Origin of the sequence: Amycolatopsis silviterrae (assembly GCF_042684085.1) — a bacterium.
In the GTDB taxonomy this organism is placed as follows: Bacteria; Actinomycetota; Actinomycetes; order Mycobacteriales; family Pseudonocardiaceae; genus Amycolatopsis; species Amycolatopsis silviterrae.
The window spans coordinates 154,320-175,178 of record NZ_JBHUKS010000003.1; the positions used below are offsets into that span (position 1 = coordinate 154,320).

The following is a 20,859-nucleotide window of genomic DNA, read 5'->3' on the forward strand; positions in this document are numbered from 1 at the left end:
CTGCTCAAGCCGGTTCTTCGACCGGCTGCGACATGGGTGTTTCCGCGGCCCGGCGCAATCCGCCGACGGCGACGGCGAGGATCGCCCCGAACAGTGCCGGTACCGCGAAGAGAAGAAAATTCCACTGTGGAGCGAACCCGGCGGCGAGGACCCAGCCGCCAAGCACCGGGCCGGCGATCGCGCCGATCCGGCCGATTCCCAGCGCGACCCCGATCGCGCTGGCCCTGGCCTGCGCCGGATAGGTGCGCGCGAGGTATACATTGATCAATCCCTGCACGCCGAACGCGCCCGCGCCGCCGATCAGGACGATCACGGAGAGCACGACCAACGGCGACCGGATGCTCAAGGCAGCCATCGCACCCGCTGCGACGACGAAACACACGATAATGGGTACTTTCGACCCCACCCGGTCGGCGAGCACCGCGATCGCGAGGCCGCCGGCAGTAGCGCCGACGTTGAGCAACGTGAGAAACATCAGCGAGGAATCCAGCGGATAGCGCGCGACCTGCATCAACTGCGGCAACCAGGTGTTGATCCCGAAAATGAGCAAGAACGAACAGATCACCATGGCGCAGAACAGCACCGTTGTTCCGGTATACGGCGGCCGCAGCACGACACGCAAACCGCGGGCACCCGTCGGCTCTCGCTGGTATTCCGGTGATTCGGGCAGCCAGCGGTAAGTCATCGGCACCAGCACCAGTCCGAAGGCTCCGCCGACGAGATATTCCAGCCGGAAGCCGTCGCCGTGCAGGAAAACCGCGGCCACGACGGCAGCCAGCGAGCCGCCGACAGTCACTCCACATTGGACGATCGCGGAGCTGAGGTTCTTCCGTTTCGGCGGCGCGAGCTCGAAAATCAGCGGCCCCATCGCTGGGTAGACCGCTCCTACGCCCAGTCCGACGACAAGCCTGCTGGCTCCGAACAGTTCCGGGTTGGGCGCGACCGCGCAAGCGAACATGCCCAGCGAGACGACCGCGAGGCTGAGCAGAGTGGTTCGGCGTCGTCCGTATCGGTCAGTGATCGGTCCGACCAGCAGCGCGCCGAAAAGCATGCCTACCGGGGTGAGGCTGCCCAACGTGCCCACTTCGGTCAGCGAAAGATGCCACGGCTGGTACCGGAGCAGCAATGGTGTCGTCGCGCCGAAAGCGACGAGGTCGTACCCTTCCAGCGTCATGACGGCCAACCCGATCGCGATGGCTCGCCACGGCATCGACCTCACGGGTTTTCCTTCGACAGCCGCAGCACTCGTTCGGCGTTGCCGTGGCCGATCTTCGCCCGGTCGCGGTCGCTGATCGGTGCCTGTTCGAGAAACCGGACGGCCTCGGCGGTGTCTTCGAACGGATAGTCGACGGCGAACATGATCGCGTCGGCGCCGATGGCCAGTACCGCACCGGCGAGAGCGGCCGGGGAACAAACGCCGCTGGTGGTGACCAGAATATTTTCGCCGAAGTATTCCGACGGCTTCCGCTTGAGCGGCTGGTGTTCCTGCCGGGCGTAGCGTGAATCAAGCCGAGCCAGCTGAAACGGCAAGAACTCGCCGAGATGGCCCAGGATGACGGTGGCACCGGGATGCCGATCGAAGACGCCGCCGAATACCAGCCGGAGAGCGTGCCCGCTCGTCTCGGCCGCCCAGCTCCACAATGGACCACGCAGTTCGGGGCGGCCATCGAGCACCCGCCACGGTTCCGCCGGGGGAGCGCCCGGATGCAGATACAGCGGCACCTTCAGTTCCGCGAGCGCCGACCACACCGGTTCGTAGCGCGGATCGTCGAGGTAGGCGCCGTTGGTGTGGTCGTTGACCAGCGCCCCGCTGAGCCCGAGTGTGCCGACGGCGCGGTGTAGTTCCGCTACCGCGGCCTCCGGGTCCTGGAGCGGCAACGCGGCCAGACCGAGGAACCGATTCGGGTGCGTGGCGATCACCTCGGCCAAGCGGTCGTTGGCGATCCGGGCGTCGGTCACCGCCTGGCCCGCGTCGGCGAGGCCCTGGATACCGGGCGCGGTAAGGGAAAGCACCTGGACCGCAATGCCGTGCTCGTCCATTTCCGGCAGCCGGTAGGTCGTGTAGTCGCACAGCCGCTTTCCCCAGTCCTCGACCCACCGCGCGGCGGTTTCGGTCTTGGGCACTGGGCATCCGGCCTGCAGTTCGGGAAGCGCGAAGGCCTCCTCCATGGCGATTAACCGCAAGGTGATTGCCTTTCCGTCAGGCTTCCGCGTGTGCACCGGTCATGTGCGCCGCCAGGTCCTCCGGGTTGATGAACGAGGGCGGAGGCGGCGGTCCCCATTCGTAGAGCGATTGGAGGCCTTCGAACGACCGCGGCGTCCAGAGCTGGTCGTCGACGATGGCGTCCATGTCGGAGTAGTACTCGGCGAAGTTCCCGGCGGGATCCTTGAGGTACCAGAAGAAATTCGACCCGATGTGGTGGCGGCCCAGCCCCCAGACGTGGCGTTCCGGATGCCCGTCGAGCATGCGCATCGCTCCCCGGCCGACATCGTCCACATCGGACACCTGCCACGAGGTGTGGTGCAGGAAATTGAGCGGAGCCTGCTGTACGAGCAGGTTGTGATGATCGGTCGAGCACCGCAGGAACGCGGCCCGGCCGGGGACGACGTCGCTGATCTTGAACCCGATCCCGTCGGTGAAAAACCTCTGGGTCGCTGCCTGGTCGAGCGTCCCGATCACGGCGTGCCCGAGCGTGAGCGGCCGCACCGGGCTGGTCCGGGACAGCACGGGCGCCCGGGTGCCGGCGCGGTCGAGGCGGCCAGGGCCGTTGTAGGGCGTCGCCGGTACCGGCGTGCGCACCAGCCGCGGCGTGACGACCGCTTCGACCGCGATGTCCGCGACTGGTTCCCTGGACCGCAGGGTCTCCGCGCCGCGGTGCACCGGAATGCCCAGCCGGTCCAGGTTCGCGGCGATCCGGCCGAGGTCGTCCTCGTCGTCGACCGCGACGGTCATGCTCAACAACCGGCGGACCGGCGACTGTTTGAGGACGAACTGCTCCCCGCCCTCGACCGTGGCGAAGCGGCCCGGCGCAAGCTGCGTGAGCCCGAAGTCGGCGTAGTAGCCAGCGGTGCCCGCGACGTCCGGCACACCGACGGTCAGCGACTTAAGCCTGTGCAGTGCCATGGAAGTACCCCTTTCATCCGGCGACGCAGATCTGCCGTAGCTGTCCGATACCCTCGATCCGGGTGATCACTTCGTCGGCGGGCCGCAGGTATCGCCGTGGCGACCGCGAATGCCCGACGCCGGAGGGCGTACCGGTGAAGATCAGGTCGCCGGGCAGCAGCGGGCACACCGCCGACAGCCGGGCGATTAGTTCGCCGACCGGGAACACCAGGGACGAGGTGCGCGCCTTCTGCACGCTCTCCCCGTTGACGAGGCACTCGATCGCGAGATCGTCCGGGTCGGCGAACTCGTCGGCGGTCACCAGCACCGGCCCGGTCGGCGCGAACCCGGGGAACGACTTGCCGAGCGAGAACTGCGGAACCGGCCCGGCCGCCTGCACGACCCGTTCGGAAAAGTCCTGCCCCACGGTCAATCCCGCCACGTGGAGCCAGGCGTCCTCGGCCGCCGTCTTCTCGGCCCGGCGGCCGATCACGACCACCAGTTCCGCTTCCCAGTCGACAAACTCGCTCGGCAGCCTCAGCCGGGTGTCCGGGCCGGTGAGAGAGGTGCCGAACTTGGTGAAGGTGGCGGGCGATTCCGGCAGGTCGAGCCCCGCTTCCCGCGCGTGCTCACGGTAGTTCAATCCGATCGCGAAGACCTGCCGCGGCGCTGGCGACGGGCTCCCCGCCCGCCCCTCGGGCGCGGACGGCCCGTCGACCGCCGTTCGCCCCCACTCCTCGAACTCGGTCCAGCGCTCGAAAACCGCGAGCGGATCAGCCGGGAACCGCCCGCCGCTCGCCCCTTCGACGTCGACCACCTTTTCGCCGACCATGTTGTCACCGAGCACCAGGCACATCCGGCCCGCCCGTGTCGTCGTTTTCATGCTCCGCGTCCTTCCGCTGCGTCCCGGCCAGTGAACACCGGCGAATCTCGACAAGTCAAATAAATCTCGATATTTCTTCGGGAACGCGCGATCGGGTACGATCTTCGACATGACTGGCGCTCGCAGCACGACCCGCGTCGAGGACGTCTACCTGCGTCTTCGCGCTGACATCCTCAACGGCCGGCACGCGCCCGGATCACGGCTGCGGGTCGAAGCGCTCAAGGGCGACTACGACGCGAGCAGCGGCGTCTTGCGCGAGGCGCTTCCCCGCCTCGTGGGCCAGGGGCTCGCCACTTTCGCGCCCCAGCAAGGCTTCCGGGTCGTCGACGTCACCCCGGACACTTTGCGCGACCTCACCGAGGCGCGCGTCGTCGTCGAGACGCACGTGGTCAGCGAATCCGTGGCGCACGGCACCATCGAGTGGGAGTCCGACCTGCTCGCGGCGCACCACAACCTCGCCCGGACCGCGTTCGCCGACGAATCGGATGTGATCAACGAGCGCTGGCTGACCGCGCACGCCCGCTTCCATCAGGTCTTACTGGAGGGCTGCCCCAATCAGCACCTGCGCGCGGTCGCGACCCAACTGCGCGAGTCGGCCGAGGTCTACCGGTGCTGGGCCCGCGCGTCGGCCGAAGACAGCCACCGGGATGTCGCCGCGGAGCACCGGCTGATCTGCGACCGCGCCATCGAACGCGACGTCCCCGGAACCGTCGAAGCGCTCCGCGAGCACATTGAGCTGACTACGAAACTGCTGCTGGACGGGTACCAGAATGGGGAGGGTGGCGAGTGACTGTGACCATGCCTCAAGTTTCGCCGCCCCGCGCGACCGGCGTCCAAGACTGGTTCGCTATCCGGCGATAACCGGACGGCATCGCCGCGGTTTACTCGGCGCCGAGCCCGCGTTCGATCAGATACTGCTGTTCGAGGTCTGGATAGCTGATGTCGTCGGACAGCAGGCCGATCGCCCACGGAACCGGGCAGGGCGAGGCGTGCTCGGGTTCGGGGCAGAGCAGCAGTTTGATCTGCTCGACCAGCTCCCGCGCCTGATTCTCGGTCGCGTAAACGCCGACCCTGATCTCGAAGGTCTTCCGTTCGTCCGTCATTGCCTCTCCGTCTGCTCGCCCTAGCAATAGCGAGCAGAACCGCCCGAGGGCAAACGGTTTTCTCAGTGCTGGGCGAGAAAGCGCCGCTGTTCCGCGGCCGCGTCCAAGTCCTCCGGGGTATCGCCGCCGAACCCGCCATGCGGCATCGCCTCGAACACATGCAACTCCGCCGCTACGCCCGCGGCGCGCAGCTTCCGATGCATCCGAACCGTGTTGGACAGGAACAAATCACGGGTGCCGCTCTTGAGGAAGGTGGGCGGAAAGCCGGAAACATCACCGAAAATCGGGGACAGGTAAGGATCCTGCAGGTCGGCACCGGCCGCGTAAAGGGCGTTCGTCGGAGCCAAACTGCGGAGGACGTTGTCGACGCCGTTGAGAGTCTGGAAGGTGTCGCCAGATTCGGTCAGGTCGATCTGCGGAGTGTTGAGCACCAGTGCGGCGGGCATCGGCAGCCCGGCATCCTTGGCGCGCAACAGAAGCGCGGCAGCGATGTTCCCGCCCGCAGAGTCACCGCCGACGTACACCTGCGACGGATCGCGCTCCCGCAGCGCACGCCGGTACACCGACATCGCATCGTCCAACGCGGCCGGATACGGATGCAGGGGCGGCAGTCGATAGTCCACACCCCACACGAGCATGCCCGTCGACAACGCGGTCCGGGCAGTCGTCGCCCGGCACGCCTCGCCGCCGCCGACTAGGAGGCCGCCCGGATGCATCCACAGAAAGACCGCCCCGTCGTCCGCCCCGTGCGGCTTTGCGGCGTACCCGACGGCCGCATCGGCCTCGAACTCTTCGACGGTCACCGGCAGATCGGCAATCGGGAACCGCCGGGCCGTCGACTGGTTCGCCTGGGCAGCCATCGCGAGCCAGCCGCCGGTGTCGTCGGCGGCTGGATACGCCAGCTCGCCGACGTCGAAGGCCAGCCAGGCCCGCGCCTGCTCACTGACGGTGGACGGTGCGGGAAACGGGTGCTCGCTCATGTCTGGACTCCCCTCGGCTGCTACTATCTTAACCAACTAAATTTAGTCACACAAGGAAGTGGGATCCGATGCCCCGAACCAGCGAAAGAGGAGGCCCGCAGACCCGCGCCCGGATCCTGGAGGTGGCGAACCGGCTGTTCCTGGAGCGCGGATACGAAGCCGTCACGGTCGCCGAGGTCGCGCGCGAAGCTGGCGTCTCCAGCGTGACGGTCTTCAATCACTTCGCGCGCAAGGAAGACCTCTTCCTCGACCGAGCTGCCGATGCCACCGACCTGCTGCGCGCCGCCGTCCGTGACCGCGCGCCGGACGTCGATGTCCTGACTTCCTTGCAGGACATGGCTTTTCGTGTCTTCGACGAGCGCGCGCCACTCTCCGGGCTCAGCGTCCGTTCGGTACCGTTCTTCCGGACGATCGCCGGGTCACCCGCGCTGATCGCCCGTGCGCGAGCCATCGGTGCCGAACTGCAGACCACGCTGGCCGACGAGCTATCCCAAGACCCGGACTTCGATGGGGACGGGGTGTTGCTCGCGGCGTTCTTCATTGCTGGCTACAGCGCGGTGCTGGTGGAAACCGCCCGCCGCCGCGTCGAGGGTGAGTCGGACAAGGCGGTGGCGAAGGATCACCGCGCTCGTCTCGAACGACTGTTCACCGCGCTGCGCGACGGTGTGGCGCACTGATCGGCACCGTCAACTCGGCTCAGGAGAGGCACTGCGGATCGTCTCGCTGAGCCGCCGCAACACGTCCAACTGCGCCGGGTCTCGCGGGCGTACTTCTTGCCGCGCGGCGCGTCCTCGCCAAGCGTGGTCAATCCCGGATGCTCCCGGTACATCGAGTGCAGGTATGGAAACATGCGCTCGGCCACGTCGGCGCGGGTCGTTTCGTCAGCGTCCGGCGGCAGGGTTTCGAAGTCCTCGCCGGCTGGGTCGGCGGTCGGGTTCTGCACGAAGTCGGCGTAGACGGTCATGCCCTTGGGGCCGAGCACGCGGCTCATGACGGTGACGAACGAACGGTCCGCCTCGGTCATCGGGCGGCCGGCTGCCGTGGCGAGTTCGGCGTCGAGGGTGCGCAGGGCTTCCGCAGGATGGTCGTCGCTTGCCGGGGTCGGCGATCTATGTGAGGGAAAACCCCAGGCCGACAAGGCGTTTGATGCGTAGCAGCCGGACCAGGTGGACAACGCCGTACTGCTTGTACCCGTTGGCGAGGCGTTCCGGCTCGGCGAGCAGGCCGACCTCGTGATAGTGCCGCACCGCGCGCAGACTGGTGCCGGCCAGCTCGGCGATCTCGCGCGTGCGCGGCCGGACGGACTCCAGTCGAAACTATGCCGTTGCGGCACGGTCAACCCGGAGCCGTGTCGGCTGTGACCCAGGTCATCGCGAGCGCGCCGCAGCGGCCGGTCGCCACAATCGGCACTCCGTTGCTGGCGCTGGTATTGCTGGTGCCACCCCGCGCCGACCGCTGCAACCCGCCGAGGATTTCCTATGAAACTGTTGTTCAGCGCGACTCCCGCCTTCGGCCACATCCTGCCGCTGGTCCCGCTCATGCAAGCCGCGGTGGACGCCGGCCACGCCGTCGGGCTGCTGTCGAGCGGCGGATTCCGGGATACCGTCCGCGAAGAACTCCCGCCGGAGGTCGCGTACCTCGAAGCAGGCGCACTGCCCGGAGAATTCTCGGCGGAAGCGGCCCACCGCACCGGAGCCGACGTCTTTCATCCGACCCCGCCGGTCATCGGCGAGATCTTCGGCGGTGCCCGCGTCGACCTCGGTCTTGACGACAGCATCGCGCAAGCTGCCGCCTGGTCTCCGGACGTCGTACTGGCCGAACCGTTCGACGCGATCGGCCCGCTCGTCGCCGCGCGCCTCGGGATCGCTTGGCACCAGGCAGGAATCGGCCCGGCACTTCCCTCGGTGATCGCCGAGGAAATCAACCGCGCCGCGGACATCCGCTACGAGCGACTGAAGCTGCGCCGGGTCCCGGCGTCCAGCTACCTCGACCCGTGTCCGCCGCCACTGCAGGACCCGGACTGGTCGTCGGACCTCCCGGTACGCGCCGTCCGGCCGCAGGCGCACCGGCGGCCGAAGGAAGTGTCGGTGGATCTCCCCGCCTTCGACAAGCCGACCGTTCTGGTCACCCTCGGCACGATTTTCTCCGCTCCAGCGACACTCTCCGCAACCGTCGCGGCGGTGGCCAGCACTGGAGCCAACGTGATCGCGACGCTCGGCTCAGCGTTGCGGCTCTCCGATGCGGACGCTGTCCCCGAGGAGTTGCCAGCCGACTCGGCTCAGGTGCGGTACGTGCCCTTCGTGCCGCTGGACCAGCTGCTCGCGAAAGCCGATTTGGTCGTCAGCGCCGGAGGAATCGGCACGATCGTGGGCGCGCTGGCGCACGGACTCCCGATGGTCGTGTGGCCGCAGGGCGCGGACCAGCCCATCAACGCCGACCGCGCCGCCGCTTCGGGTGCTTCGCTCGCCGCGCACACGGCAGCTGAGATCTCGGGTGCGGTCTCGGAGATCCTCCAAGGCGAGCGATACCGCCAGCGGGCGCGGGCGATCGCCGCCGAGATCGCGGTGCTGCCGTCGCCGGCTGAGGTGATCGCGGAAATCACCGCCGGATAGCCCCCTACTTCGACTCCGGGTTGGCGAAGATGTGGCCGGACCGGCCTCGTGGGCTCCGTTCCTACTTATCCCAGACCACGACTTTGCTCGTCACACGCTCGCTGACGCCGAGCACCTCGATGCGGAAGATCCGGTTCTCGGCGGTTTTGCCGCAGACGATGTTTCCCTTGACCAAGGCTCCCGTGCGGTTGTCGCCGCGCTCGGCGACTGCCGAAGCGCACTCGGCCTTGCCCGGAATCGAGTCTGTCTGCCATGCCGCGAGCTTGGCCGCGTCGCCCATTGCCACGAGGTTGTTGCTGTAGCCCGGCGAGATGTACTTGTCCGCCAAGTAGGTCGGCGTCCGGAAGTCGAGGTTGAAACTTCCCCACTCGATCTCCTCGGACGAGTACACCCCGGCACCGCCGTTCACCGGTGCGGCTGAGTTCGTCTCCGCAGCCGGGACTGTTGCGGTCACGGTGACCGTGCCCGCCGGCGGCGCGGTCCCCGGCGGCTGGGTCACCGTCACTGGCGGTGCAGCTTTCGGTTCCGGTGCACTCGATCGTCCGATGAAGATCCCGGCCACAGCGGTGATCAGCGCGGCGATGGCAGCGATCCACTTGTGGCCTTCGCTCCAGCCGCTCTTCTTCGGCTGGTCGTCCTTCTTGGCCGGCTGCTCGTCGGTATCGGTCACGGCTGCTCCTCCCCAGGGCAGTTACCGCGCAGACTCTAGAGCCTTCCGATTTTCGTGATCGCGGTACTCCGTCCGAGAAGTTCGGTGAACACCCGGACAGCGGACCCCGGCCGTCTGGATCGGTTACGCAACCCGGTGAGACCCACCTCATGAACTCACTCAAGTGGGTGACCTGCAACCGGGTTGGGTCCTGTTCTCGGCCGCTCCGGTGGACCAGTCGAGTCACCTGGTCGTGTCTGGTTTCGAAACCGTGAACAACAGTAGGTAATCTTCCGTAACGGGTGCGGGGAGCCGCCTCCAACCCACGGTCTGCCGGAGGGCTTCGTTGATCAAGCTCATGTTCGCCGACGACGAGGAACTAGTTCGGTCGGGGCTGCGCGCCATGATGTCCGGGGCCGCGGACATCGAGATCGTGGGCGAGGCAAGCGACGGCAGATCGGCGGTCGAGGTCGCCCGTCGTTATCACCCGGACGTCGCGCTGCTCGACATCAAGATGCGCGCCCCCGACGACGGCATTCGCGCACTTCGGGCCATTCTCGCGCTGCCCGATCCGCCCACCGTCGCCATGCTCACCACCTTTGACATCGACGAGTACGTCAGCCTCGCGCTGCGGCTCGGCGCCAACGGCTTCCTGCTGAAGGACATCGACCCGGCGGCACTGTTGCGCGCCGTGCGTGACCTGGCCAAAGGCGGTGCCGTCCTCGATCCGGGCGTGGCCGTGCGGATGGTTCAGAGCCACCGCGACGAGCAGCGGGCCGCGCAGCCGGCGCGCAAACTCCTGGCCTCGCTGTCCGAACGCGAACGCGAGGTCGTCGCGCTGATCGGCCAGGGCCTGTCGAACGCCGAGATCGGCGGGCGGCTGCACCTGTCGGAGGCGACGGTGAAGGGATACGTCTCGGCCGTGCTGTCGAAGATCGGCGCGGCCAACCGGGTGCAGGCCGCGCTCCTGGCCTACCGCGGCGGGCTCCTCGACCAGTAGAACCAGCACATGCTGCTGACCGCGCTCGAGTTCCTCGGGCTGGTGGCGTTCGCGGCGTCCGGGGCGCTGGCCGCGGTCCGGGCGCGGCTGGACGTGTTCGGCGTCGTCGTGGTCGGCCTGACCACGGCGCTCGGCGGCGGGGTCATGCGCGACGTGCTGCTCGGCATTCACCCGCCGACGTCCCTGCGCAACTGGTCGTACCTGGCCGTGTGCGCGGCGGCGGCGCTGGTGGTGTTCGCCTTTCACCCGCAGGTCGCCCGGTTGCGGCACGCGGTGCTGCTCGCGGACGCGGTCGGGCTCGGCGTGTTCGCCACCTCCGGGACGACGGTGGCGCTCAACGCGGGCGCGACCGGGTACGCCGCCTGCCTGATCGGCATGACCAGCGGCATCGGCGGCGGCGCGGTCCGCGACCTGCTGCTGCGGGAGATTCCGCTCGTGCTGCGCAAGGAGATCTACGCGATGGCCGCGCTGACCGGCGCGGTCTGTGTCTGGGCGGGACATGCGCTGAGCCTCCCGGCCGGGCTGGTCACGACCGTCTCCGCCGTGGTCGTGGTCGCGATCCGGGTGCTTACGCTCTGGCGACACTGGAACGCTCCGGTTGCCCGGCCGCCCGAAGAGCGTTCGCTGTGATTTCCGCGTCCGCGATCCCGCCGCGGCCAGTGTGAATATGCAGCCTGCCCGCAGTCGTCCGCGATGCTCTTTGTGTGTTCTGCGTGTGTTCTTAGGCGGGTCTCAGCACTCTGCGTAAGACTGACGGCATGCGCATCCTCGTAGTGGACGACGACCGTGCCGTCCGTGAATCGCTCAGGCGGTCTTTGGAGTTCAACGGCTACACCGTGGAGCTGGCGAGCGATGGTGCGCAGGCATTGGAGACGATCCTCGCCAACCGTCCGGACGCGATGGTTCTCGACGTCATGATGCCGCGCCTCGACGGGCTCGAAGTGGCTCGCCGGCTCCGCAGCACCGGCGATGACCTGCCGATTCTCGTGCTGACCGCACGCGACACCGTCTCCGACCGGGTCTCCGGCCTCGACGCCGGCGCCGACGATTACCTGCCCAAGCCGTTCGCACTGGAGGAACTGCTCGCCCGGCTGCGCGCGCTGCTGCGCCGCGCCGCGCCGGACGGTCAGCAGGGCGAGACTTCGGAGGTGCTGTCGTTCGCCGACCTCACGCTGGACCCGGGCACTCGCGAGGTCCGCCGCGGCGGTCGCGAGATCAGTCTCACCCGCACCGAGTTCGCGCTGCTCGAGCTGTTCCTCTCGTACCCCAAGCACGTGCTGACCCGCGGAAGGATCCTGGAGGAAGTATGGGGTTACGACTTCCCGACGTCGGGCAACGCGCTGGAGGTCTACGTCGGTTATTTGCGCCGCAAGACGGAGGCGGACAGCGAACCGAGGCTGATCCACACGGTGCGTGGAGTGGGGTACGTCCTGCGCGAGACCCCGCCGTGACCGATCACCCGGCGGGCGAGCAGGCCGCGCCGGCGGGGGAGGTCCCCGATCCGCGGGGCACCCGGTGGAGCACCCGCCGGTTTTCCCTGCGCGGCCGCGTCACGCTGCTCGCCGCCGCGTGCGTGGCGGGTGCGGTGGCACTCGTCTCGCTGTGCGCGTACCTGGTGGTGCGCAGCAACCTCCTCACCCAGCTCGACGACAATCTGGTCGCCCGTGCGCAGGCCGCGGTGCGGTCGCCGCAGGTGCCGACTGACCAGCTGCGCGAGGTGCCGGGTGCGTTGCTGGCCAGCGCCGACCTGCAGATCGGCCAGCTCAACGGCGTCACCGGCGACCTGATCTACCCGCAGCCGGGCACCCGGCCGCCGGTGGGCCCGGCTGAGATGCGGGTCGCGACCGGACTGCTGTCCCAGTCGCTGCGCACCGACGCGGCCACCGGCATGCGCGTGGTGGCTCTGCCGCTCGGACACGGGCAGGCGATCGTGCTGGCGCAGTCGATGGCGCCGACGATGCGTGCGCTGAACCAGCTGGCCGTGGTGCTGTTCCTGGTCGGCGGTGCCGGAATCGTGGTGGCCGCGGGCGCGGGCACGGCGGTCGCGCGCGCCGGGTTGCGCCCGGTCGACCGCTTGACGTCGGCCGCCGAGCGGGTGGCCGCGACCGGTGACCTGCGTCCGATCCCGGTGAGCGGCGACGACGAACTCGCCCGGCTCACGCACAGCTTCAACATCATGCTCGGCACGGTCGCGGACTCGCAGGAACGGCAGCGGCAGCTGGTCGCCGACGCCGGGCACGAGCTGCGCACGCCGCTCACCTCCATGCGCACCAACCTGGAACTCCTGCTGTCGGCGAGCCGTCCGGGCGCGCCGTCGCTGCCGGACGAGGACCGCGCCGACATCGAGGCCGACATCCGCGGCCAGCTCGACGAACTCACCCAGCTCATCGGCGACCTCGTGGAGCTGGCGCGCCAGGACGAACCGCGCGAGCAGGCCGAACGCGTCGACCTGATGGACGTGGTCGAGCGCGCGCTGGACCGGGCGCGCCGGCGGGCGGGCGAGATCGAGTTCGAGGTCGCTCTGCAGCCGTGGGTGCTCACCGGCGACAACAGTTCGCTCGAGCGGGCGGTGCTGAACCTGCTGGACAATGCGGTGAAGTTCTCGCCGCAGGGTTCGCGGGTGCGGGTCACGCTGCGTCCGCTCGGCGACGGCACCGCGGTGGTGGAGGTCGCGGACTCCGGACCGGGCATCGCCGAGGAAGACTTGCCCAAGGTGTTCGACCGTTTCTACCGCTCGTCGGAGGCGCGCACCCTGCCCGGATCCGGCCTCGGGCTGGCGATCGTGCAGCACGCCGCGGAACGGCACGGTGGCACGGTTTACGCCAACCGGGCACCCGAGGGCGGTGCCCTGCTCACCGTCCGGCTACCGGGGGCGCCGGTCGCCTGATCCGATCTGCCACGCTTGGCCGTCGCCCGGCAGGGGGACGCTCGATCTGCACGTCGCGCACACCTGATGTTGAATCGTGTAGGATTTTGTGTAGTTGATGGGTGTGCTTGGGGAGTGGCGGTGCTCGCGCGGCAGCGACAGGCGGTGATCCTCGAGGAAGCACGCCGGACCGGTGCGGTCCGGGTCAGTGACCTCGTCGCGAGGCTCGGCGTTTCCGACATGACGGTCCGCCGTGACCTCGACGTGCTCGCGGGCCGGGGCCTGGTGGAGAAGGTCTACGGCGGCGCGACGTCGCTGGTCGGCAAGAGCACCGACGAGCCGGGCTTTGAGGCGAAGTCGGTGCGGCAGCGCGCGCAGAAGGAAGCGATCGCCGAACTGGCGGCCACCCTCGTCAAACCGGGCACCGCGATCGGCCTCTCCGCGGGCACCACCACCTGGACGCTCGCGCACGCGCTCGACGGCGTCGAAGGCCTCACCATCGTCACCAACTCGATCCAGGTCGCCGACGTGCTGCGCAACGCGGGCCAGCCGGACCGCACGGTGGTCCTGACCGGCGGGGTGCGGACCCCGTCGGACGCGCTGGTCGGCCCGGTCGCCGTGCAGAGCCTGCGCACGCTGCACCTCGACCTGGTGTTCCTCGGCGTGCACGGGATGGCGGTGGGGCCCGGGTTCACCACCCCGAACCTCACCGAAAGCGAAACGGACCGCGCGCTGGTGGAGGCCGGACGGCGGCTGGTGGTGCTCGCCGACCACACGAAGTGGGGCACGGTCGGCATTTCCACGATCGCGGACCTGGAAGAAGCGCAGGTCGTGGTGACCGACGACGGACTGGACGACCGTGCGCGGGAAGACCTCGCGGAACGGGTCGGAGAACTCATGATCGCCGAAACGGCGGAGAACCTCGAGGCAGAAGAAGCGTGAAACGCACTGTGCGGCACCTGGCCGACGGCCGGGAGATCATCTATTTCGACCACTCCGACGACTGCGAACGGCTCGCCGAGGACACCCGGGACCTGCCGCCGGTCGCGGCGGCCTCGGAGATCCGCCGCGACCCGCTGACCGGCGAATGGGTCGCGATGGCGGCGCACCGCCAGACCCGCACGTACAAGCCGCCCGCAGACCTCTGCCCGCTCTGCCCGACCCGTCCGGGTAAGCCGAGCGAGATTCCCGAAGCCGACTACGACGTCGTCGTGTTCGAGAACCGGTTCCCGTCGTTCTCGCAGCAGGCCACCGGCGAACCGTCCACTGTGGACGGATTGGGTCTGGTGCCGACCGCGCCGGGCTTGGGACGCTGCGAGGTCGTGTGCTTCACCAGCGACCACGACGGCGCGTTTTCCCGGCTGACGCCGGAACAGGTGCGGCTCGTGGTGGACGCCTGGGCCGACCGCACCGCCGCGCTCGCGCAGACGCCTGGCGTGGAACAGGTCTTCCCGTTCGAGAACCGCGGCGAGGAAATCGGCGTCACGCTCTCGCATCCGCACGGCCAGATCTACGGCTACCCGTTCGTCACGCCGAAAACCGAGCGGATGCTGGCGGTCGCGCGCGAACACGGCGGTTCGGTGCTCGGCGACGTCCTGGCGGCGGAACAGAAATCCGGCGAGCGCGTGATCGCCACCGGCGAGCACTGGACGGCTTTCGTGCCGCCGGCCGCGCGCTGGCCGGTGCACATCCAGATCGTTCCGCACCGGCAGACGCCGGATCTCCCGTCGCTCACCGACGCCGAGCGCGACGACTTTTCCCGCGTGTACCTGGACGTGCTCCGCCGGTGCGACGCGCTGTACGACCGGCCGCTGCCCTACATCGCGGGCTGGCACCAGGCTCCGGTGCGGCGGGACCGGGAGCTGTCGTGGCTGCACCTGGAACTGTTCTCGGTGCTGCGGGCCAAGGACAAGCTGAAGTACCTGGCCGGCTCCGAGTCGGGCATGGCGGTCTGGATCAACGACGCCACGCCGGAACAGATCGCGGAGCGGCTTCGTTCGGCAGGCTGACCGGAACTCGCGGCATACTCATCTACGAAACACAGGTTCGACTCAGGAACCTCTCAGGCCCAGCCGCTTAGGTGAGGACATGACCGAGAACGACCCCCACGTGCCCGACTCCGCGGCGGGTCGCCAGGACCCGGGTGCCCAGCCGGGCGCCGAAGGCCAGGCGGCCTGGCAGCAGCCCCCGGCTCAACCGGCGCAACCGGCTCAGCCCGCGAACCAGCCCACGCCGGCCTCGGCGGGCGGCGACGCGGGTCAGCCGGCTTCGAACGCGACTGGCGCGACCGCCGCGTACGGTTCGGCCGCTGAGGGCTCGGCGGGGATGCCCGGCTCCGGTGCGCCGAGCGGCGACGCTTCCGGCGCGTACGGAGCGCCTGCGGGTCAGTACGGTGCCTACGGGGCTGCCCCGTCCGGCGAGACGCCGTACGGCGCTGCTCCGGCTGGTGGCGCGCCGAATCCGTGGTCAGCCCAAGGCGCGGCTGGTGCTCCCCAGAGCGGCCCGATCCCGGGCGCTCAGCAGCCCACTGCGGGCCAGCCGTACGGCAGCCAGTACCCCGGCGGGACGCAGACTCCGCCCGCCGGAGCCCCGGCCAATCCTTACGGCGCACCGGGAACCTCGGTGTACAGCGTTCCCGCGCAGCGCGAGAAGAAGGGCACGGCGGGCAAGCTCCTCGCGAGCGTCGCCGCCATCTCGCTCGTGATCGGCGGCGTGGCGGGCGGAACCGTCGGGTACCTCACCGGCGGGTCCGGTTCGTCGGTGAGCGCGCTCGACGCGCCGAAACCCGCGCAGCAGACCGGCAACGCGCCCGCCGGCTCGGTCGAATCGGTGGCGCAGAAGCTCTCGCCGAGCGTGGTCGAGCTGCAGGTCTCCGGCCGTACCGCGGCGGGCGAGGGCTCCGGCTTCGTGCTCAGCAGCGACGGCTACATCCTCACGAACAACCACGTCGTCCAGGTCGCCGCGAACGGCGGCCAGATCCAGGCCGTGTTCCAGGACGGCAAGAAGGCCGCGGCGAAGGTCGTCGGCCGGGACCCGACCACGGACATCGCCGTGGTCAAGGTGTCCGGCGTCAGCAACCTCACGCCGGTCGAGCTGGGCCGGTCCGACGACCTGCGGGTCGGCCAGCAGGTGGTGGCCATCGGCTCGCCGTACGAGCTGACCGGCACGGTCACCTCGGGCATCGTCAGCTCGCTGCACCGCCCGGTGCAGGCGGGCGGCGACGAGACCGACCAGACCACGGTGATGGACGCGATCCAGACCGACGCGGCGATCAACCCCGGCAACTCGGGCGGTCCGCTGTCGAACATGAGCGGCCAGGTCATCGGCATCAACTCGGCCATCTACAGCCCGAACTCGGGACGCGGCCAGGGCAGCGGGTCCGAGGGCGGCAACGTCGGCATCGGGTTCGCCATCCCGATCGACCAGGCGCGCCGCACCGCGCAGGACATCATCAAGACCGGGCACGCGACGCAGACGTTCATCGGCGCGAAGGTCACCGACGCGCCCCAGGGCGGTGCCCAGCTCGGCGACATCACGCCGGGCAGCCCGGCGGAGAAGGCCGGCCTGAAGTCCGGCGACGTGGTGACCAAGATCGACGACCGCGTCATCGACAGCGCCAACACGCTCGTCGCCGCGATCCGCACCCGCGCCCCGAACGACCAGACGACCTTCACCCTGGCCGACGGCCGCACGGTGCAGGTCACCCTTGGCGGACAGGCCGTACCGGCCAACTAGATCGCTCGGCCGCCCTGGCGCGGCCGAGACCAGCCACGGCTCGACCCCCTATCCGCGCTGGGGCCGAACCTTTGAAGGCCACGCGCGACCGGAGTAAGCGAAGCCGGTCGCGCGTGGCCGTTTTTCTGGCCAGCGCGCGAAAACCGGCCCGCGCACGAAAATACGAAGAGGCTCTCCGTGTCGCCTCCGACTCGACACGGAGAGCCTCTCCGCGTGCGGTGAGGTGCCCACGCGCACGCTGAGCCAAACGCCGAATCCGCGGGAAAATTCCGGTACCGGACGAAAACCCAGGTCAGCTATGCGCGCGAGGCCGAATTTTCTGGCTCGCGCGATGCCGGACCCGGACAATCCGGACGATCGCCGCGACTAGCACGGCGCTCCACACCACCGCGAGCGTCACCATCAGCCCCAGCCAGGTGTTCCCGTCATGCAACCCAGGCTGCGGTGCCGCGCCATAGGTGCGCCACAGCAGCGGGAACGCCACGAAACCCAGCACCGCGGTCAACACCGCGCCGACTTGCACCGGCCCTCGCCACGGCTTCGGCAGGACCCGCGCCACCAACAGGCCCACCACACCCGCGACCGGGGCGAACACCGCGTCGTTGACGATCGGGCCGCCGCCGATCCACAGCACTGTCGTGAAGCTGTCCGGCCACGCCGACGTCGCGTAGTCGAGGAACAGCACGATCCCGTACGCCAGCGCCGCCAACCCGGGCAGCGCCAGCACAATCCGCGCGATCTTCACTGCACCTCCAGCTTCGCGACCCACTTCGTCTGCAGCACGCCCGGCCGGCTGGGCGCGATGACGCGGCACGGATAGCCGTGGTCGAGGTTCAGCACCTCGCCGTTCAGCTCCAACGCCAGCAAGGTGAGCGGGTCAGCCGTGTGCTCGCCAGGCAACACGCTGACGCCGTACAGACCGGCCTTCTCCAGCGACGACACCCGCACGTCCACGCCGGCTGAGCTGCCTGCCGCACGCAGCAGTTCCGGGAACGAGACGCCGCGCCACGTCGCCATCTGGCTCCAGCCTTCGACGCACGCGATCGGCAAGTCCACAGTGGTCTGCGGCAACGCCCGCAGCTCGGCCAGCGTGAACTGCCGCGTCCCCGCCGGAGTGACCACAGACAGCCGCCATCCGGGATCCTGCGCGGCCCGCGTGACCTGCGCTGCCACCGCCGTGCGGTTGACCGGCAGCTTCTGCGTTCCCTTGCCCGACCGCCACGACAACCCAGAGACGTTCCGCAGGGCGGGAACCGTCGCTCCCGCGGTGGCCAGCACCGCGACCCCGGTCGCGATCCCCGTGGTGGTCAGGAAGCCTCGCCTCGACAACCCGGGGCCCGGCCGCTCGACGGGGGCAGGTTCCCGCGTCAACGCCCGCCGGATCACCGGGAGTTTCACCGCGACGTGCACGAGGATCGACCCGATCGCCACCCACGCCACCGCGTAGTGCACCTGCGGAAAGTAGAAATTCCACGGGTAGTTCTGCGCGACGTTCAGCAGCCCCGTGCTCAGCTCGAAGAACGCCGCCCCGGACAGGACGAGGATCGACAGCCGCTCCACCGCGTGCGGCACCGAGCGCACCAGCGGCCGCTCGAACAGCTTCGGGTAGACGCTCCACAGTTTGGCCAGCAGCAACGGGATCGCCGCGATCCCGGACAGCACGTGCGCGCCCTGCGTGACCCGGTACAGCCAGACCGGCCGGCTGGGCCAGAAGAACCACTCCGGTGGATGCTGGATCAAGTGGCTCAACAGACCGGTGACGAAGCAGATCAGGAACGCGAGCCCGAGCAGGCTGCCGACCCATGCTGTCGCGCGTTCGCCGTGCGCGCCGCCTTTGAACTGCTCAGCCTTCGGAACGCGGGCCTGCGCTTCGGTGACTCGGGTGTCGAGTTCACGCCACGCGGCAGCCAGCCGCCCGCGTTTCACGCGCGTTCCAGTTTCGCGAACCAACGGCGTCCTCGACTGGTCGTCCACGCCACTCGAAACCCAGTCCGTACCGCGATTTCCGCGATGGCGTCGACTCCCACCCACGCCCAGGTGAACCACCGCCCGTCAGCGGGATCCGGCCGCAGGCGGACGTGGTCCCGGCGCACACCGTGGCCCGGTTCCTCCAGCTCCACGAGCACGTCCCCGTCCGGCGTGAGCAGTTCGCGCACTCGCCGCAGCAGCGCATCGGGATCGCCGCCGATCCCGATGTTGCCGTCAGCTAGTAGCACGTGATTCCATCGCCCTTCGCCGGGCAGACGCGCGAAAACGTTGCGCTGCAACGCGCTCGCTCCGCGCCGTCGAGTCAGCCGCACCGCGATCGGCGAACTGTCCACGCCGAGAGTCACCACGCCTCGGCGCGCCAGTGCCGCGGTGAGCCGACCAGGTCCGCAGCCGACGTCGAGCGTCGGACCCTCGCACGCGTCGAGCAGCACGGCGTCGCCCGCGCCGCACCCGTCCGCCCAACGGCCGACCGGAAGCTCGATCCGGTCGCCGTTCGCGAGTTCCAGCCAGCAGTGGTGGCCAAGCAGTCCGCGATCGAATTCCCGGCCAGTCGCGAGTTTCACGCCACCACCCCCACCGCGTCGACCGCGGCGGCGAACCTGCCGTCGGGCCGGAGCGCTGCCACCCGCAGCGCGTCCGCCATGGTGTCCACATCGGACAACGTCGGCAGCTCGCCAACGCGGAGACCCGCGCCCGTCAACGCCGTGCGAGTACGGAATCCCGTGTCCGGCCGTGACATCGGGACCCCGGCGAGCACCTGCGCCTGCCGCGGATCGGCAAGCCCAAGCCCCCACCAGCCACCGTCTTCCGCGTCGCCCAGCATCGCACGGCTTTCTCCGGCGACGACCGGCTCGATCGCCGAAGCCAGCAACGCGGGGGAGACCTGCGGGGTGTCCATGCCGATCTGCAGCACGGGCAGACCGGCATGCACCGCAGCGGTATCGGCATGCGCATTGGCCAGCCGGGTGCCGAAATCCCAGCCTCGCTGCGCGATCACCGTCGCATTCCGCAGCGCCCGGCCGATCTCGGCACCTCGGGCCGCCGCGGCGAGGTCGCCCGTCATCGCCACCACGGTGATCGCATCGGAAGTGGCGAACGCAGCGTCCAACGTGTCCAGCAGCGCGGCCGCGGCGATCTCCGCCGCCTGTTCGGACGTCGCCGGTGGGCACAGCCGGGTCTTCGCGAACCCCGGCACCGGCGCTTTCGCGACCACAAGCAGGCAGAACGTCATCGGACCAACACCCGCCCGAAGTCCCGCACCGCCCGCAACGTGCCGCGCACGGACCCGGACACCTTCGATTTCGTGCCCTGCGCTCGTTCCCGGTAGGTGACGTCGAATTCCCGGACCGCCCAGCCCGCGCGCTGAGCCTTCACCAGCAGCTCAAGCGGGTAGCCGAACGCGCGGTCGGCAACGCCAAGAGCCAGCAACTCCTGACGACGCACTGCCCGCAGCGGCGCGATGTCTCGCACCGGCAGGCCACGTGACCGCAGCAGGAGTGACAGCAGAGCGTTTCCCGCTCTGGCATGCCACGGCCAAGCCGCCCTCGACACCGGCACCCGTCGCCCGACGGCGAGATCAGCACCGTCCACGACCGCGGCGACGAGACGAGGCAACTCGGCCAGATCGAGCGACCCGTCGGCATCCGCGAAGCAGACGATGTCGGCGGTCGCGTTCTCCAGCCCGGTGTGGACGGCGGCACCGTAACCACGCCGCGGCTCGTCGACGACTTTCGCACCGTGCGCCGCCGCGACGCCAGGGGAGCCGTCGCGGGACCCGTTGTCCACGAGGATCGCGCGATACCCCGGCGGCAGACCGGCGAGCACGCCAGGGAGCGCGGCCGCCTCGTCGAGGCAGGGGAGGACGACGTCCACTCCGAATTCGTTCACGAGGCGTACGGTAAGTCTGGAAAGGACAGTGCAGAACCCTTGCGGTGCTTAC

Annotated in this window: 24 protein-coding genes; 10 read left to right on the plus strand and 14 right to left on the minus strand. The window is 69.2% G+C overall.

Features of this window, described 5'->3' with window-relative positions:
* Positions 1 to 4: 4 nt before the first annotated feature.
* From ACFSVL_RS02450 to ACFSVL_RS02465, 4 genes are read right to left on the minus strand one after another with little or no spacing between them, the layout of a single operon-like run.
* Complete coding sequence (locus ACFSVL_RS02450; protein ID WP_378300383.1) at positions 5 to 1,210, minus strand: MFS transporter; 1,206 nt, start codon at positions 1,208 to 1,210, stop codon at positions 5 to 7.
* A 5-nt stretch (positions 1,211 to 1,215) separates the two neighbouring features.
* Positions 1,216 to 2,169, minus strand: coding sequence for an amidohydrolase family protein (locus ACFSVL_RS02455; RefSeq protein WP_378299970.1), 954 nt, complete (start codon positions 2,167 to 2,169; stop codon positions 1,216 to 1,218).
* A gap of 31 nt (positions 2,170 to 2,200) precedes the next feature.
* Positions 2,201 to 3,124, minus strand: coding sequence for a VOC family protein (locus ACFSVL_RS02460; protein WP_378299972.1), 924 nt, complete (start codon positions 3,122 to 3,124; stop codon positions 2,201 to 2,203).
* 13 nt (positions 3,125 to 3,137) lie between these two features.
* Positions 3,138 to 3,986, minus strand: coding sequence for a fumarylacetoacetate hydrolase family protein (locus tag ACFSVL_RS02465; RefSeq protein WP_378299974.1), 849 nt, complete (start codon positions 3,984 to 3,986; stop codon positions 3,138 to 3,140).
* A gap of 109 nt (positions 3,987 to 4,095) precedes the next feature.
* On the opposite strand from ACFSVL_RS02465, the gene ACFSVL_RS02470 reads away from it, so the two are divergent.
* On the plus strand, positions 4,096 to 4,776 hold the full coding sequence (locus ACFSVL_RS02470; RefSeq protein ID WP_378299976.1) for a GntR family transcriptional regulator: 681 nt from the start codon (positions 4,096 to 4,098) through the stop codon (positions 4,774 to 4,776).
* Positions 4,777 to 4,867: 91 nt separating this feature from the next.
* Here ACFSVL_RS02470 and ACFSVL_RS02475 read toward each other — a convergent pair whose 3' ends face one another.
* Both ACFSVL_RS02475 and ACFSVL_RS02480 read right to left on the minus strand, forming a co-directional pair.
* A complete protein-coding gene (locus ACFSVL_RS02475; protein WP_378299978.1) occupies positions 4,868 to 5,089 on the minus strand; it encodes a hypothetical protein in 222 nt (73 codons plus the stop codon).
* 62 nt (positions 5,090 to 5,151) lie between these two features.
* Positions 5,152 to 6,069, minus strand: a complete 918-nt coding sequence (locus tag ACFSVL_RS02480; protein ID WP_378299980.1) for an alpha/beta hydrolase — start codon at positions 6,067 to 6,069, stop codon at positions 5,152 to 5,154.
* A gap of 68 nt (positions 6,070 to 6,137) precedes the next feature.
* Here ACFSVL_RS02480 and ACFSVL_RS02485 point away from each other — a divergent pair, with 68 nt between their 5' ends.
* Positions 6,138 to 6,746: a TetR/AcrR family transcriptional regulator gene (locus ACFSVL_RS02485; RefSeq protein WP_378299982.1), complete on the plus strand. Its 609-nt coding sequence runs from the start codon at positions 6,138 to 6,140 to the stop codon at positions 6,744 to 6,746.
* On the opposite strand, the gene ACFSVL_RS02490 is transcribed toward ACFSVL_RS02485, so the two are convergent.
* Positions 6,689 to 7,243 carry a hypothetical protein gene (locus ACFSVL_RS02490; RefSeq protein ID WP_378299984.1) on the minus strand — a complete coding sequence of 185 codons (555 nt, stop codon included), beginning with the start codon at positions 7,241 to 7,243 and terminating at the stop codon, positions 6,689 to 6,691. The two genes, ACFSVL_RS02485 and ACFSVL_RS02490, sit on opposite strands and share 58 nt — an antisense overlap.
* A complete protein-coding gene (locus ACFSVL_RS02495; protein ID WP_378299986.1) occupies positions 7,179 to 7,316 on the minus strand; it encodes a MerR family transcriptional regulator in 138 nt (45 codons plus the stop codon). The genes ACFSVL_RS02490 and ACFSVL_RS02495 overlap by 65 nt, the downstream gene beginning before the upstream one ends.
* 231 nt (positions 7,317 to 7,547) lie before the next feature.
* On the opposite strand from ACFSVL_RS02495, the gene ACFSVL_RS02500 reads away from it, so the two are divergent.
* Positions 7,548 to 8,681 carry a glycosyltransferase gene (locus ACFSVL_RS02500; protein ID WP_378299988.1) on the plus strand — a complete coding sequence of 378 codons (1,134 nt, stop codon included), beginning with the start codon at positions 7,548 to 7,550 and terminating at the stop codon, positions 8,679 to 8,681.
* Positions 8,682 to 8,742: 61 nt separating this feature from the next.
* On the opposite strand, the gene ACFSVL_RS02505 is transcribed toward ACFSVL_RS02500, so the two are convergent.
* A complete protein-coding gene (locus ACFSVL_RS02505) occupies positions 8,743 to 9,351 on the minus strand; it encodes a hypothetical protein (RefSeq protein ID WP_378299990.1) in 609 nt (202 codons plus the stop codon).
* Positions 9,352 to 9,676: 325 nt separating this feature from the next.
* Here ACFSVL_RS02505 and ACFSVL_RS02510 point away from each other — a divergent pair, with 325 nt between their 5' ends.
* The 7 genes from ACFSVL_RS02510 (at position 9,677) to ACFSVL_RS02540 (ending at position 16,931) form a co-directional block, all read left to right on the plus strand.
* Positions 9,677 to 10,330 (plus strand): response regulator, encoded by a 654-nt coding sequence (locus ACFSVL_RS02510; protein ID WP_378299992.1) that lies wholly within the window; start codon positions 9,677 to 9,679, stop codon positions 10,328 to 10,330.
* 9 nt (positions 10,331 to 10,339) lie between these two features.
* A complete protein-coding gene (locus ACFSVL_RS02515; protein WP_378299994.1) occupies positions 10,340 to 10,960 on the plus strand; it encodes a trimeric intracellular cation channel family protein in 621 nt (206 codons plus the stop codon).
* 128 nt (positions 10,961 to 11,088) lie between these two features.
* Entirely contained in the window at positions 11,089 to 11,781 is a 693-nt protein-coding gene (locus tag ACFSVL_RS02520; protein WP_344280848.1) for a response regulator transcription factor, read from the plus strand.
* Positions 11,778 to 13,217, plus strand: coding sequence for a sensor histidine kinase (locus ACFSVL_RS02525; protein WP_378299997.1), 1,440 nt, complete (start codon positions 11,778 to 11,780; stop codon positions 13,215 to 13,217). The genes ACFSVL_RS02520 and ACFSVL_RS02525 overlap by 4 nt, the downstream gene beginning before the upstream one ends.
* Positions 13,218 to 13,337: 120 nt before the next feature.
* Positions 13,338 to 14,138, plus strand: coding sequence for a DeoR/GlpR family DNA-binding transcription regulator (locus ACFSVL_RS02530; protein ID WP_106961260.1), 801 nt, complete (start codon positions 13,338 to 13,340; stop codon positions 14,136 to 14,138).
* A complete protein-coding gene (galT, locus tag ACFSVL_RS02535) occupies positions 14,135 to 15,205 on the plus strand; it encodes a galactose-1-phosphate uridylyltransferase (RefSeq protein WP_378299999.1) in 1,071 nt (356 codons plus the stop codon). Before ACFSVL_RS02530 ends, galT begins: the two co-directional genes overlap by 4 nt.
* 79 nt (positions 15,206 to 15,284) lie before the next feature.
* Positions 15,285 to 16,931: a S1C family serine protease gene (locus ACFSVL_RS02540; RefSeq protein WP_378300001.1), complete on the plus strand. Its 1,647-nt coding sequence runs from the start codon at positions 15,285 to 15,287 to the stop codon at positions 16,929 to 16,931.
* A 292-nt stretch (positions 16,932 to 17,223) separates the two neighbouring features.
* Here ACFSVL_RS02540 and ACFSVL_RS02545 read toward each other — a convergent pair whose 3' ends face one another.
* Genes ACFSVL_RS02545 through ACFSVL_RS02565 form a run of 5 tightly spaced genes read right to left on the minus strand, consistent with a single transcriptional unit; the run spans position 17,224 to position 20,792 of the window.
* Positions 17,224 to 17,676, minus strand: coding sequence for a hypothetical protein (locus tag ACFSVL_RS02545; RefSeq protein ID WP_378300003.1), 453 nt, complete (start codon positions 17,674 to 17,676; stop codon positions 17,224 to 17,226).
* Positions 17,673 to 18,842 (minus strand): molybdopterin-dependent oxidoreductase, encoded by a 1,170-nt coding sequence (locus tag ACFSVL_RS02550; protein ID WP_378300385.1) that lies wholly within the window; start codon positions 18,840 to 18,842, stop codon positions 17,673 to 17,675. The genes ACFSVL_RS02545 and ACFSVL_RS02550 overlap by 4 nt, the downstream gene beginning before the upstream one ends.
* Before the next feature lie 11 nt (positions 18,843 to 18,853).
* Complete coding sequence (locus ACFSVL_RS02555) at positions 18,854 to 19,483, minus strand: methyltransferase domain-containing protein (RefSeq protein WP_378300005.1); 630 nt, start codon at positions 19,481 to 19,483, stop codon at positions 18,854 to 18,856.
* Positions 19,480 to 20,151: a TIGR04282 family arsenosugar biosynthesis glycosyltransferase gene (locus tag ACFSVL_RS02560; RefSeq protein ID WP_378300007.1), complete on the minus strand. Its 672-nt coding sequence runs from the start codon at positions 20,149 to 20,151 to the stop codon at positions 19,480 to 19,482. Before ACFSVL_RS02560 ends, ACFSVL_RS02555 begins: the two co-directional genes overlap by 4 nt.
* Positions 20,148 to 20,792: a glycosyltransferase family 2 protein gene (locus ACFSVL_RS02565; protein WP_378300387.1), complete on the minus strand. Its 645-nt coding sequence runs from the start codon at positions 20,790 to 20,792 to the stop codon at positions 20,148 to 20,150. Before ACFSVL_RS02565 ends, ACFSVL_RS02560 begins: the two co-directional genes overlap by 4 nt.
* Positions 20,793 to 20,859: the final 67 nt, after the last annotated feature.